Annotated in this window: 12 protein-coding genes and 2 pseudogenes; 12 read left to right on the top strand and 2 right to left on the bottom strand. The window is 67.8% G+C overall.

Translation table 11 applies throughout. The annotated features are described in order from the left end of the window. Positions 1–499 (bottom strand): transposase domain-containing protein (locus tag ACZ7NC_RS42340; protein WP_471497150.1); only part of this gene is annotated, 499 nt, incomplete at its 3' end. Positions 500–1,621: 1,122 nt separating this feature from the next. Here ACZ7NC_RS42340 and ACZ7NC_RS42345 point away from each other — a divergent pair. Beyond that, positions 1,622–3,353 (top strand): annotated as a pseudogene (locus tag ACZ7NC_RS42345) (IS1634 family transposase). 114 nt (positions 3,354–3,467) lie between these two features. Here the strand turns inward: ACZ7NC_RS42345 and ACZ7NC_RS42350 are convergent. Further along, positions 3,468–3,575, bottom strand: a pseudogene (locus ACZ7NC_RS42350) (IS6 family transposase); the annotation flags it as partial. 351 nt (positions 3,576–3,926) lie between these two features. Here ACZ7NC_RS42350 and ACZ7NC_RS42355 point away from each other — a divergent pair. The 11 genes from ACZ7NC_RS42355 (at position 3,927) to ACZ7NC_RS42405 (ending at position 13,766) form a co-directional block, all read left to right on the top strand. Further along, positions 3,927–6,881 carry a cytochrome P450 gene (locus ACZ7NC_RS42355; protein WP_471497152.1) on the top strand — a complete coding sequence of 985 codons (2,955 nt, stop codon included), beginning with the start codon at positions 3,927–3,929 and terminating at the stop codon, positions 6,879–6,881. A gap of 62 nt (positions 6,882–6,943) precedes the next feature. Next, on the top strand, positions 6,944–7,213 hold the full coding sequence (locus ACZ7NC_RS42360) for a hypothetical protein (protein ID WP_471497154.1): 270 nt from the start codon (positions 6,944–6,946) through the stop codon (positions 7,211–7,213). 4 nt (positions 7,214–7,217) lie between these two features. Next, entirely contained in the window at positions 7,218–7,919 is a 702-nt protein-coding gene (locus ACZ7NC_RS42365; RefSeq protein ID WP_471497156.1) for a 4'-phosphopantetheinyl transferase family protein, read from the top strand. Then, positions 7,916–9,055: an SDR family oxidoreductase gene (locus ACZ7NC_RS42370; protein WP_471497158.1), complete on the top strand. Its 1,140-nt coding sequence runs from the start codon at positions 7,916–7,918 to the stop codon at positions 9,053–9,055. Before ACZ7NC_RS42365 ends, ACZ7NC_RS42370 begins: the two co-directional genes overlap by 4 nt. Further along, complete coding sequence (locus ACZ7NC_RS42375) at positions 9,048–9,461, top strand: nuclear transport factor 2 family protein (RefSeq protein WP_471497160.1); 414 nt, start codon at positions 9,048–9,050, stop codon at positions 9,459–9,461. Before ACZ7NC_RS42370 ends, ACZ7NC_RS42375 begins: the two co-directional genes overlap by 8 nt. 46 nt (positions 9,462–9,507) lie before the next feature. After that, positions 9,508–9,747, top strand: a complete 240-nt coding sequence (locus ACZ7NC_RS42380) for an acyl carrier protein (protein ID WP_471497162.1) — start codon at positions 9,508–9,510, stop codon at positions 9,745–9,747. Between the two features lie 2 nt (positions 9,748–9,749). After that, positions 9,750–11,000 carry a beta-ketoacyl-[acyl-carrier-protein] synthase family protein gene (locus ACZ7NC_RS42385; protein ID WP_471497164.1) on the top strand — a complete coding sequence of 417 codons (1,251 nt, stop codon included), beginning with the start codon at positions 9,750–9,752 and terminating at the stop codon, positions 10,998–11,000. Further along, positions 10,993–12,030 carry an LnmK family bifunctional acyltransferase/decarboxylase gene (locus tag ACZ7NC_RS42390; protein ID WP_471497166.1) on the top strand — a complete coding sequence of 346 codons (1,038 nt, stop codon included), beginning with the start codon at positions 10,993–10,995 and terminating at the stop codon, positions 12,028–12,030. Before ACZ7NC_RS42385 ends, ACZ7NC_RS42390 begins: the two co-directional genes overlap by 8 nt. Before the next feature lie 166 nt (positions 12,031–12,196). Beyond that, positions 12,197–12,526: a transposase gene (locus ACZ7NC_RS42395; RefSeq protein WP_471497168.1), complete on the top strand. Its 330-nt coding sequence runs from the start codon at positions 12,197–12,199 to the stop codon at positions 12,524–12,526. After that, positions 12,514–13,119, top strand: a complete 606-nt coding sequence (locus ACZ7NC_RS42400; protein ID WP_471497171.1) for an IS3 family transposase — start codon at positions 12,514–12,516, stop codon at positions 13,117–13,119. Before ACZ7NC_RS42395 ends, ACZ7NC_RS42400 begins: the two co-directional genes overlap by 13 nt. Continuing rightward, entirely contained in the window at positions 13,083–13,766 is a 684-nt protein-coding gene (locus ACZ7NC_RS42405; RefSeq protein ID WP_471497173.1) for a pentapeptide repeat-containing protein, read from the top strand. The genes ACZ7NC_RS42400 and ACZ7NC_RS42405 overlap by 37 nt, the downstream gene beginning before the upstream one ends. Positions 13,767–13,855 lie beyond the last annotated feature (89 nt).

The raw sequence follows: 13,855 nt of genomic DNA on the forward strand, positions 1-13,855 counted from the left end.
GGTAACCGAACTCCACCTTCTCGCCGACGCGCTTGGGGTAGCGCCAGGTGACGGCCGCATCGTCGGGAACGTGCAGCAGTGTGCCGTCGACAGCCACGGTGCGTAACCCCCGGTAGAACGCACCGGCCTGGCCGTAGGCGGCGACGGGCCCGGCGAGGGTCTCGAACAGGCGCCGCAGCGGGGCGGCCCCTATCCGCCGCCGCGCCCTCGACAGTGACGACACGCTGGGCCGCACCAGGGCCAGGCCCTCCAGACCGGCTACCAGCCTGCCCCACACGGTGCGGTACAAGTCGTGCTCGAACAGGCCCAGCGCGAGGACGAAATAGACCACCACCCGCGAGGGCAGCAGCCTCAGCCGTCTCTCCCGCGCTCCGGTTTCCTCCAGCACCGCGTCCACCAGGGCGAAGTCCACGATCTGCGTCAACTCGCCCACATGGCCGGGCGCGTACACACCCCCGGCCGCCTCAATCGTCCGGACGATGACAGACTTCTCCTGCAACGGGACTCCCCATGCCTGATCGACTCGCTTCGCAACAAGTTGATCTACCAGGAGTCCCGTTGCCTCGTTCCCGCACCCCCTTGACAAGCACCTCAAGATCCAAACGCAACGGTGTTGACGGCAAGGCCCGCCGCTGATCTTGAAGAGCGGGAGTCACGAGGGGCAGGGACAGCTCTGCGTGGGCCCCGCCGCAGTGGCTATGCGGGACGAACGGCCCAGCGGGGGGAAGGGCGATGCCAGGCGCCTCCCCCAGGGTAGAGGTGGTGCAAGTCTCCATTAGAAAAGGTCTGTTGACCCTGCCATGGAGGTCGGCTGGCCCTCTTGCTGTGCCGGGGAGGAGGGAGAATGGAAGTGAAAGCCTTCCTGTTCTCCCCAGGACGGCGGGTGACGCACGGCGGTAGCTCCCCTCATCCGCGTGTGCCGGTGCCCGCCGGGGAAGTCACAGCGGCGTCGGTGCTGCTGTGGCGGCGGCCGGGAGTGGGCGGGAGAGCACCGGTCGTGTGTCCGTGCGGGCTGACCGCACGGACACTCCCTACGAAGTGAGCACTACGGCGGCCGCCCCTGGCCGACGGCAACAGCGGTGGCCGCCGGCGCCCGGCGTACGGGGCGAGGCCCGCCGCCGGCACGGCCGGTCCTGCGGGCAGCCGGCCCGCGCGTATACGGGGAGCCCGGACGCCCTCGGTGTCAATCTCCAGGTCGTGCGGCGCCGGCCTGCCCGGTCGTCGACGGTGCGCTGTCACAGCCAGTGACGATCACACGAGTGCCGCGGACCAGGCCGGCCAAGGCGTTCTTTGCCGCCTGCCGCCACAGCGAGCAGCACGGGAACACTTCCCCGTCCACCCACTCACCGCGATCACGGCTGCACGTCCTGGGGGCCGACACGGCGGTGAACCCCCACGACAGGCATCCCAGCGGTCAGGCTCCCCCAGCACATCCCCACATTCCCTCAACCGCCGTGTTCTATACCTGAGTTCCGCAGAAATCTGAGCCGATAGGGCAGCGGTCGCGGGGAATGTGCAGGTCAATGAGGTGGGACCTGGGGCAACAGCCGAAATCGCCTAGGGCAACGCATGCTGCTCTGAGATATGAGTGACCTGCGGTGATCGTGTTAGCGTCTAGGTCATGTACTTGCGGACCGTGACCCGGAAGAACAAGAACGGGTCGAGCGTGAGCTATCTGCAGCTGGCCCACAACGAGTGGGACGCGGCCGCACAGGTCTCGCGCCGCACCGTGCTGTACAACTTTGGCCGCACCGACCAGGTCGACCGCGACGCGATCGCCCGCCTGATCGCCTCGCTGTCCCAAGTCCTCGCTCCCGGCCAGACGATGGCCGCCGCCACCCCGCCGGAACTGACCTTCACCGAGTCCCGCCCGCTGGGCGGCACCCATGCGCTCGACGGTCTGTGGCGCCGCCTGGGCATCGACGCCATGATCCGGGCCCTGGTCAAGGACCCTCGAGCGCGGGAGCGGACCGAGCGGACCCTGTTCGCGCTGGTCGCCAACCGGGCGCTGAAGCCCTCCAGCAAGCTGGCCGCCTCCCACTGGGTCAGCAACGACGTCGCCATCGACGGGCTGTCCGCCGTGGACGACGACGCCTGCTACCGAGCCATGGACCGGCTGCTGACCATGGAGAGCGAGCTTGCCGAGCAGGTCTACTGGTCGGTCGCCGACCTGCTCAACCTCGAAGTCGATCTGCTGTTCTTCGACACCACCTCCACGTACTTCGAGACCGGCCAGGCCGACGAACCACTCGCCCGCAACGAGTACGGACAGCGCCTGGACGCGCCCGCCCCCAAGGACGCCGACACCCCCGGCCGATGCCGAAGACCCCGCCCAGTTACGGGGATTTCGTGCGTTCGGCAAGAGTAAGGACCACCGCGATGATCTGCCGCAGGTCATCATCGGCATGGCGGTGACCCGCACCGGCATCCCGATCAGAGTCTGGTCGTGGCCCGGGGCGACCAGCGACAGCGCGCTCATCCGCCAGGTCAAGGACGAGCTGAAGGAATGGACCCTGGGACGGGTGGTCTGGGTCGCCGACCGCGGCTTCACCTCCGCCGCCAACCGCCGCTACCTGCAACGCGCCGGCGGCCACTACATCCTCGGCGAGAAGCTCCGCACCAACTCCCCCGAGGTCAAAGCCGACCTCGGCCGTCAGGGCCGCTACAAGACACTGGCCGCCAGCATGCGGATCAAGGAGGTCAAGGTCACCGACGCCGACGACCGCTTCGTCATCTGCCACAACCCCGACCAGGCCAAGCGCGACGCCGCCACCCGCGAGCAGCTGATCGCCCAACTCTCCGACGCCATCAACCAATCGGACAAGCTGTCGGCCACCAAACGAGCCGAACTGCGCGGCAGACTCTCCACGAAGCCCGGACTCAACCGCTACCTGCGCGTCACCCCGGGCGGGCTGCTGCGGATCGACCGCGCCGCCGCCAAGGCGGAGGAGAGCCTCGACGGCAAGTACCTCCTGCGCTCCTCCGACCCCAAGCTGTCCGCCGAGGACATCGCGACCGGCTACAAGCAGTTACTGGAAGTCGAGCGCGGCTGGCGGGACGTGAAATCGATCATCGATCTGCGCCCCGTCTACCACCGCCTCGAAGACCGGATACGCGCTCACGTACTGCTGTGCTGGCTGGCTCTGCTGCTGATCCGCATCATCGAGACCACCTGCAACGACACCTGGTCCACTCTCCGCCTCCAGCTCGAGCGCCTCCACGTCGGCACGTTCACCGGGCCCGCCGGAACCTTCCGTCAGTGCACCGAGGTCACCAAGACCCAGCAGACCATCCTGGCCACGCTCCAAATCCCCGCCCCACCCCGGATCCTCGAAGTCGCCCCACCCGCCTGACCCGGCACCACCACGACCGCCTAGGCACACGCCCCGGCGGCACTTCTGCATGCATTCCCACAGGTCAACCCACAAATTCGCGACCTAGACCGCCAAGACTTCTGCGGAACTCAGGTCAACCTCGCGGAACGAGAGAGGGACACGGTGATACAGCCACACAGCGTGACTGATCACCTCAGCCGGGAACCGATAGCCCCTGTACGACGGCGTCTCCACGACCAGCCCCTCCCACGACGATCTACACCAAGATCATCCCACCCCGCTCCTCAACTTGACGACGCCAGTCGTCGTACTCATCAGGTGACTCCTTCGGGGAAGATCACACCTGATTCCTTACACAGCCTTTCCGGATCAGAGCCGGTGAGCGTACAGACCCGGTCGTGGCGCGCCCCCGAGCGTAGGCCGTATTGCGAGATATTTGGCAGGCATATTTGCTGCGCCGATGTGCCCCTTAATTCTTTGATGGAAGGGTTGTCCATACAGCCGCGTACAGGTGAAGTTGAGTGTTGTACGGAAACTGGCTCAGTCATTCTGACTGGGGTTGCTATTTGCCTCTTTCACTGCGGCGGCGAGATGACCACTGATTGCGGAGTTCACGGCGATAACGCGGAAGGCAAGAGCGCTGTACAGGCGCTGTGGACCGATGCGGGACGGCTCGATCCCTACCCGCACTTCCGAGCGTTGAGGGAACGTTCTCCTGTCTATCCGGTGGGTGCGCGCAGGGCGCTGGTACTCGGATTTGCCGAGTGCGAGGAGGTCTTGCGGCAGCCGGAGGTCTTCCGGGTGTGCAATGTGGAGTGGGCGGAGAAGCAGTGGCCGAGCTGGAAGTCGCATCCGTCGGTGCAGGCCATCTACCGGCAGATCAACCGCCAGGATGCTCCGGTCAGTCAGCCGGCGCGGAAGCTTTTGGTGCGGCTGTTCGGTCCGCGCCGTGTGGAGGGTGTGCGGGGTAGGCTGGAGGCGCTGGCGGCTGAGCGGACGCGGGATCTTCGCGAGACCGTGGCGGGGGGAGAGGGGGACGCCCTCGAGCATGTGCTGAGCATTCCCCTGACGGTTCTCAGCGAGATGCTCGGGTTTCCGCTGGCTGATTTGCCGCGTCTCAAGCGCTGGTCGGCAGCGGTGATGGAGGCCAACGACTTCAATCCGCCCGGTGGGAACATGGGTGAGGCGGATGCCGCAGTGGTTGAGCTGCAGGACTATCTGAGCGCTTTCATCGAGGCGGGGCAGCCTGGTCTGGTGGCTGAGATGTCCGGTGCGTGGCCTGGGGAGGGGCGTCAACAGGTCCTGGACAACATGACTTTCATGGTTGGCGCGGGTACGGAGACGTCGACCTACATGCTGGGGACCGGGCTGACGCTCATGGCGCGGCATCCGGAGCTGGCGGATCTGCTGGTTCGTGACCCAGGCCTGGCGGCTGCTTTCACGCGGGAAGTGCTGCGTTTCGACCCTCCGGTGAAGCTGACCTGCCGCTGGACGATGCACCCGGCTACCGTGGGCGGGGTCCACCTGCCGCAGGAGACGCTGTTGCTCGTGCAGTTCGCGGCGGCGGCCCGCGACCCGCGTCAGTATCGTGATCCTGACGGTTTCGACCCTTACCGGTTTGCTTCCCTTGCCGAGGATGGCACGGTTCAGGATGCCTTCCGGTCGCTGTCGTTCGGGATTGGCCCGCACTACTGCGTCGGGGCGGGACTTGCCCAGCTCACCGGCGAGACGGTCTTCCCGGCGCTGGCGCGGGAGATGCGGGGCCTGGTCCTGGCCGAAGAGCCCGTACGCAAGGCAGGTATCGTGGTGCAGCCCTTCGAGCGGTTGCGCGTGCGGTCGGCTTCGGACGGCTCAGGCGAGCGCACTCTCGCCCCTTCGGCGCCGGGCCAGGATGTTCCGGCGTCGGCTGTGATCATCGGTTCCACCCTGGTCGATGCTCTGGGGCAGCTAGCTGGGGAGCAGCCGGAGGCGGGCTGGGTCTTCCCGAGTTCCGGCACGGTGCTGGCCGCGTGCGAACTGCACGGCAGGGCACTGAGTTTGGCACGGGGGCTGCTGGCCGCCGGGGTGAAATCCGGTGAGCGTGTCGGGCTTCTGGTGTCCACCGGGCCCGACCTGTGGTGCGGCCTGTTCGGTATCTGCGCCGCCGGGGCAGCGGTCACGACGCTGCCGGTCCGCCCCATGGGGGAGTCGCCTGAGGCGGCAGCCGAGCGGCTGGCGCGCATCGCGGACGCGTCGGGTATGCGGCACCTGCTGGCCGACGGCAGGTTCGATCCGGTGGTCCGTGCGCTGCTCCGGCTGCGCCCGGCCTTGCGTTGCCTGCCGCTGGCCGGGACGGACGACGGGGGGTTTTGGCTGCCGGATGTGAGTCCCATGGACTTGGCGGTCGTGCAATACACATCGGGCAGTACAGCCTTCCCGAAGGGGGTGGCTCTGCCTCATCGCACCGTGCTGGCGGGCTTGCGTGCGCTGCTGGTGTCGGCTGGGCTAAGGCGTGGTGACAGCCTGGCGCAGTGGGTGCCCCACCACCACGACATGGGGCTGTTCACGCCTCTGGCGTACGGGCTGGCCGGGCTCGGTGTGCACATGTTCACACCCACGGAGTTCGTCCGGCGCCCCCTGGACTTCCTTGCTTACATGGCCGGCCGTGATGTCACCTCCATGACGGGCCCGGACTTCGGCTATGCGCTGCTGGCCGCAGCCGTCCGCAAGGCGCAGCCTCCGGATCTGCGGCTGGACCGGTGGAGGCTGGCGTACAACGGGGCGGAGCCGGTGCGGTGGGAGACGGTCCGGGAGTTCACTAGGGTGCTGGCCCCGTACGGGGTGCGCGAGGAGGTCATGTTCCCGGTATACGGGCTGGCCGAAGCGACCCTGGCGGCATCGTTCCCGCAGCCGGGTGGGGCGCCTCGTGTGGTCCATGTCGAGCGGGACCAGCTCGCAGACAACGGGATTGCCTCGGTCCTGTCCTCAGCCGACGGACCCGGTGTGAAATCCCTGGTGTGCGTGGGCCGTCCGGTCCATGGCATGCGGATGCGGCTGGTGGACGCGCACGGCCTGGAGGCAGGCGAAGGGCGGGTGGGGCACATCCAGATTGCCGGGGAGGCGGTGACACCCGGGTATCTGGACGCTCCCGAAGCCAACGCGGAAGCCTTCGACGGATCCTGGCTGCGCACCGGCGACCTCGGCGTGCGTCTGGATGGCGATCTGTTCATCGCGGGCCGTACCCGCGACATGATCATTGTCGCCGGTCGCAACATCTTCCCCGAGGATGCCGAAACGATTGCCCGTCAGGTCCCCGGAGTCGCCCAGGGCCGCTGCATCGCTTTCGGTGCGGACGGCCCGGAGGGGGAGCACCTGGTGATCATGGCGGAAACCACCCAACCGCACATCGCGGCGACGCTCGCTGAAGAGGTACGGCGCCGCATTCGCGAACGGCTGGGCCTGAGCGCGGTCCGCGTCCAGGTGGTCCGTGCCGGCGCTCTGCCCCGCACCACCAGCGGAAAGTGGCAGCGCCAAGCGGCGCGCCGCCTCCTTCGAGACCTTCCCTGACCTCACAGCGACTGATGCTGCCTCCCACCTGTCCCGCTCCCTCTTTGGACTGGAGACCCGATATGTCCACACAGAACACTTCAGCACGCGAAGAAGTCGTGTCCCGGATTGAGCAGTGGGCGCGTGAGGAGTTCGCCGCGCCTGATGTACCGGTCGATGACGGCACGGTCCTGCTCGATATTGAAGGAGCGGACTCCGTGCGCCTGCTGCGCCTGCTGGGACGGCTCGAAGACCACTACAGCGTGCGGCTGATGTCCGACGAAGACCCCCCACAGACCGTGGGTGAGCTGGCCCGTCAGCTGGTGGACGCCCTGACAACAGCTCCGAGGTGACGGCGTGAATGCGTCCGACACGACGGCGCTGCTGGTCGACTGGAGCGGGCAGCCGACATCGGCGGCGATTCTGGGGCCGCGCGAGCGCCAGCTTGCCGAGAGGCTGCCACCGTGGCGGCGGCGGGAGTTCGTCCGGGGCCGGATCACCGCGCACGCGGCACTGAGCCGAGCCACCGGAGTGGAAACAGAAGGTCCCTACGGTCGGCGGGAAATCGTCCGGGCTCCCGGCGGCGCTCCCGTCCTTGCCCCGGCGGCCGGTATCCAGGCATGTGTGTCCATCTCCCACAGCGATCCGTGGGCGGCGGCCTGCGCGAGCGGCACGGGTGAGGCGCTCGGCGTGGACGTGGAGCCGTGCGACGGCCGCAATGCCGCCCTGCTTGCGCGTCTGTGCACTTCTGGCGACCGGGTGGCGGGGGCCGACCCAACGATGGTGATCGCCTGCAAGGAGGCCGCATTCAAGGCCTGCACGGGCACTCCGGGCCGGCTGCGCGACTACGCGGTGCGCCACCACGCCTCGGCGCGGCACTTGACCGTCCATCCGGCCGTAGACGGGGTGGGTGTGTGGTATGCGTGGCCCGTCTGGCATCGGAATGTGGTGGTGGTCACCGTCACCCGCACCCTTCACCGGGCCCGCCTCCTGCTGGTTGCGGCTGATCTGCTGCTGGCCACGTACGCCGACCCCGCCGTGACGGGGAGCGGGCGGTGACCGGGCCAGCGGTTCACTTGGTGACCGGCGCCACCGGCATGCTGGGCAGCGCCCTGGTGCTGGCGCTGCTGGCCCGCACCGATGACGTCGTCTGGTGCCCGATTCGGGCGGCCGGTGAGCAGCAGGCCGAAGACCGGCTGAGCCAAGCTCTGCGGCGTACCGCCGAGGACACCGGGTCCGGGCGGGATCTTGACAGCCTCGGCACACGGGCGCGCACGCGCGCCATCGCGGGTGACATCACGCTGCCGGGGCTGGGAATCGGCGGGCTGCGGGCGCCGGACGGGCCGGTTCACATCTGGCACAGTGCCGCCACGCTGCGCTACGAGCCGGGCTTCGCCGAGGAGATTGACCGCACCAACATATCCGGCACCCACCAGGTGGCCGCTCTCGCCCACGAGTGGGGTGCTCAACTGTCCTACGTCAGTACCGCCTACGTCGCGGGCTGCCGGCAGGGGCCGCAGCGCGAGATGCTGCCCCCCGAGGACCAGCCGGTCAACAACCACTATGAGCACTCCAAGGTCCGGGCCGAACGCCTGGTCGCCTCGACGGATGTCCCCTGGCAAATCCTGCGTCCCAGCGCGGTCGTCGCGCACAGCGGCACGCTGCGCACATCCTGCTCGTCCGGTCTGTACGACCTGGCGGCCAAGGTGGGCCGGTTCCGGCGCCAGTACCAACGCCGCTACGGAAGTCTCATGGAGTCGCGGCCGATGCGCCTGTGCGGCGACGCAGGCGCGGAGATCAACCTGGTCCCCCTGGACCACGTTGTCACCGCCGGCATCTGCGCCGGACTGGAAGGCCCCATGCGTACCGTTTTCCACCTCACCAACACCCGCGCCCCCAGCGCGGGCGAGATGTATACGGCGGTCTTCGCCCACGCCGGGCTGCCGAAGCCCGAGTTCGTCGACACTGTCGACGCACTCGGCGCGGCAGACCGGCTCCTGGCCAACGCCCTGGCCTTCCACATCCCCTACACCTGCAGTCCCAAGACGTTCGACTGCGCCAATACCACGCGCGTCGTCGGGAGCGCCTGGACGTCCTTTGACGCCCCCGAGCCCGTCATCACCACCCTCCTTGAACGGCACACTCCCCGGCCGCTCGGCCGCTTGAACCCGCAGAAGGGACCTGGCCATGACTGATCACCCCCACCTCCAAACCGTGCGGAGTTGGATGGATCTGTACAACACCGATGTGCACCGCATGATCGACGACATCTACGCACCCGAGTTCGCCGTGGTGTGTCCTGGGCTGCTGGAGATCACCGACCGCAAGCACTTCCACGAGGCCGAGGCCGTGGTGTTGAAGGCCTGCCCGGACCGCCGCTTCCGTATCGAGAACAGTCTCGTGATCGGCGATCAGGTAGTGGTGGAGTGCGTGCTGTCCGGCACCAATCAGGCAAGCGGACAGAAGTGGGAGAGCCCCTGGTGCGCGATCCTCACCATCCGAGACGGCAAGGTCGCACTAGACCGCAGCTACGTGGACCACACACGCTGGCCCGGCTTCAGTGCGTTGATGGACGACAAGCCGTCAACGACTCGGCCCTGAGCCAGACGCGTCAACTACTCGAACCAGCGGAGCGGAAGACCCCCATATGAGTGACATCATCAACAAGCTCGGTGCCATCCTCACCGGCAAGTTCGGCATCGAGCCGGAGGAAGTGGAGCCGGAGCGGACATTCGCTGAGCTGGAGCTGGATTCCCTGGCCCTGGTGGAGTTCGCCGAGACCGTCCAGGAACAGTTCCAGACGGTCATCGCCGACGATGAGTTGTCCTCGGCAAGCACCCTCGCCGACCTGGAACAGCTACTGACCGGCAAGCCCGGCGAGGAGTGACGGTGGGCTTCTCGGCGGCGGTGACAGGGCTCGGTCTGGTCACCCCCGCCGGCATCGGGGTGACGGCGAGCTGGGAGCGCATTCTGTCCGGCCAGTCGACGGCGGCGCCGCTCGATGCCCTGGCCGGGCTGCCCGTCGATTTCGCATGCTCAGTACCGGGATTCGACGGCGACGCGCTCCTGGGACGGCGGCGAGCCTGGCGGCTGGACCGCTACGTGCAGTTCGCCCTGGTCGCCGCCACGCAGGCCCTCAAAGATGCGGGCTTGGAGGGCAACGGGTGGGACGGCTCGAGGGTCGCGGTGGTGATCGGCACCGGCGCCGGGGGCACCATCACCACCGAGGAACAGCACCAGCGGCTGCTGGACGGCGGCTACAGCGCGGTCTCCCCGCTCACCCTGCCCATGGCGCTGCCCAACATGGCCGCCGCCCAGGTAGCCATCGACATCGGCGCCCGCGGTCCAGTCCTCGGGATCAGTACCGCATGTGCTTCCGGTGCGACCGCCCTGGGCGTCGCCCGTGATCTGCTGCGCTCCGGCGCGGCCGACGTGGTCGTCGCCGGGGGCACCGAGGCGGTGGTGACCCGGTACTTCGTGACAGCGTTCGCGAGGATGGGTGCCCTGTCGGGCCGGTGCGACGACCCGGCGAGCGCTTCGCGGCCGTTCGACACCGGCCGGGACGGCTTCGTCCTTGGCGAAGGAGCCGGCGTCATGGTCCTGGAAACCCCCGAGCACGCTCGGACGCGAGGAACCGTCGCCCAGGCGTATCTGGCCGGGTACGGGGCCTCATGTGACGCACACCATGTCACCGCCCCAGCTCCGGATGGGGCGGGTGCCGAACAGGCCATGCGTGTCGCGCTGGCGGACGCGGGCTTGACTGCGGCCGATGTCGGCCACGTCAACGCGCACGGCACCTCAACACCGCAGGGCGATGTGGCGGAAGCCCATGCAATCCGGCGCGTGCTGGGTACGACACCAACCATCACCTCGACGAAGGGCGTGATCGGGCACACGCTCGGCGGCGCCGGCGCGATCGAGGCGGTCTGTACGGTGCTGGCCTTGCGGCATGGTGTCGTTCCCTCGACGGCCAACCTGGCCGAGGTGGAGCCCTCGACGGACCTGGACTTCGTCACCGGCCGCCCTCGAATTCAGGTGTTCGGGGCGGCCCTGACGAACTCCTTCGGATTCGGCGGCCACAACGCCGTCCTGGCACTGACTACCTCCGGTAGGGAGAGGAAAGGAGCGCGGGATGTCTGATCGTTTCTCTGCGGATGCGATGCTGGACCGGCTCGGACTGTCGCAGATGCCCCAACCGGCCACGGGGAGCTTCTGGGGCGCGTCTGTCGCCGGCGAGCGGATCGGCACCGACACGGTACGCCGCCAGGTGAGCGTGCAGCCCGGCATGTGCGGGCCGACGTCCCTGCTGATCGGCCAGATCGGTGACTGGACCTGGGAAACCGTCGGTGCCGTGTGCGATACGGACGTAGGCAGGGCCCGCGACCGCCACGGACGACCCACCTACCTGTCGTTCTACTACTACAGGCTGCACGCAGGCGCCGAGCTCGGTCCCGCCCAGATCGCGTTCGGCGACCGGCTCGAGGTCGTCTCCCGGGTCTTCTCCGGCGGCAGCGAGTCCGTACTGACCCTGCACCGGATCTGCCGCGCCGATAACCCCCGGCAAGACGGTGCCCAACTCACCCCGGAAGAATTCTACGAGCGGCCACGGCCCGACTGCCTGTACGCAGAGAACCTCAACCGCTGGATCTCACGCGGTCACCTCGACTCGAATATCGGCCTGGTGCGTTCCTCTCCCGAAGGCTTCGACTACAGCCATCTGCCCCGCCTCCCCGACCGGCACTCCCCGCGCCGTGCCTGTACGACGGCCCGTGCCATGGGGCACTTCCCCCTGCCCGGTCCGGCGGCCGACTACATCCCTTTCGGTAACGAGTTCACCGTCACCCACCAGGTGGATGCGACACGGGACATCAACGGAGCCGGGCTGCTGTACTTCGCTTCCTACTTCTCGATCGCCGAAGGCGCACTGCTACGGCTGTGGCACCATCTCGGCCGCTCCAGCCGAGCCTTCCTCGACCGGACAGCACTCGAATCGAAGATCTGCTATCTCGGCAACGCCGAGATCGATGCCGTACTGCGACTGAGCATGCGCACCCTGCACAAGACCCACGACCCGCTGACCGAGATCGCCGACATGCGCATCGAAGATGCCCGGGACAAGCGGCCCCTGGCGATCTGCACATTCCACACACGCCGAAACGACAGCCGTTGACGCGTGCGCAACCCTGGGGCCTTAGGGTCCTGACACGAAAATGACTCGTGGTTGAGCCGGCAGGCTGGGATGGGGTCGAAGCGGATGGTCAGGCCGAGGCTGTTGGCTTCCTTGTGAGGGTCCCCTCGTACCGTGGAGTCCGTGATACCAGGGGAAGTAGAGGTTCATGGGGTCCAAGCAACAGAAGTACGACGCCGAGTTCCGTGAAGGTGCTGTACGCATCGTGATCGAGACGGGCAAGCCGATCCCGGAGGTCGCCGAGGACCTCGGTGTGCATCCGGGGACGCTGCACAGCTGGGTCTCACGCTGGAGGAGGAATGGCTCGGCCTCCTCCGACCGGCCCGCGCCCGCCGCCCCGGGCGGCCGGCTACGGGAAGCCGAACGCGCTGAGCTGGAGCGACTGCGCCGGGAGATGAGCGAGAAGAACAAGCGCATCCGCGAGCTGGAGATGGAACGTGACGTCTTCAAACAGTGCATGGCCTTGTGGGTGACGTAGCTGCCGCGGCCCCGGCCCGGCTGGCCGGGGTGATCAGCGACTGCAAGGCCGGGAAGAACATTCCGCACACCATGTCCTGCCGCGTGCTGGGCGTGAGCGAGTCGTGGTTCTACAAGTGGAAGGACAGACCTGTCACCGCCCGAGAGGTGCGGCGCGGACAGCTGGCCGAGGCCGTCCGGCACATCTTCGACGCCTCGGGCGGCACCTACGGCTCCCCGAAGGTGTGGATCACGCTCGTCAGGGAGGGATGGCGCGTCTCGGTGAACACCGTCGCGAAGACCATGGCCGAGCTGGGCCTGGCCGGACGGAAGATCCGTCGGCGTCGCGGGCTCACCCGCCGCCATCGGCGCGGGCTGGCTGATCTACGACTTGGTTGTCGACCGGCTCGTCGCCACAGCTCGGACGCCATCAAAACCACCCTCGCCATCCTCACCCCGGCGTGTACGCGTACCGCAAGCAGTGCCTCGCCGAGAGCGACGCCCACCGCGCCGACGCCAACCAGTTCGCCGACCGCTACACCACAGCGGCCGGACAGCTCGACCACGACAAAGCCGCCGTGCGCCTCGCAGGCGTCTACGCCCTCGCCCGCCTAGCGGACGACTGGGAAGAACAGCGCCAAGTGTGCATCGACGTCCTGTGTGCCTACCTGCGCATGCCCTACCAAACCGACCCGGATGCCGCCGGGTACAAGGAGGGTGATCGCGAAGTCCGGCACACCGTCATCCGTCTGATCCGCGAGCACCTCCGGCTGCCGCCCGGGCAGCCGCACTCCTGGCAAGGGCTCCACTTCGACTTCACCGCCGTCACGTTCGACGGGGGAGACATGTCCGACGCGGTGTTCTCTGGCGGTACCTTCGACTTCACGAGCGCGGTGTTCTACGGCGCGACGTTCTCTGGCGCCACGGTCAACTTCTCCGGCGCGGAGTTCTCCGGCGGCACGGTCAACTTCGACGACGCTAGGTTCTCCGGCGGCACCGCTGACCTGCGATCTGTCACCTCATGGGCGAAGCCTCCCTTCTTCCACGATGAGGTGTTGGGCAACCCACCTGCAGGACTGCTTCCCCCCTCTCCAGCCGTCGAAGTTGACCGTGCCGCCGACCGGGCCGCGGTCTACGAACGCAAGGCCAGTCTGCTGGAACGCATCGCTATCGAGGACGGCTCGCCCGAGGCTGCCGAACAGGCCGCAGACGCCCGGGCGCGGGCCGCCCGGCTCCGAGCTCAGGCCGACACCGACTACTGATTTTTGACTATGGGCTTGATGCCGGTGGAGCGAGTTCGAGGCCGGTTCCGGCGAGGAATCCGATGAGGAGTTCGGGATGGCGCTGGATG

The sequence above is a fragment of the Streptomyces sp. NPDC111802 genome (assembly GCF_055634335.1).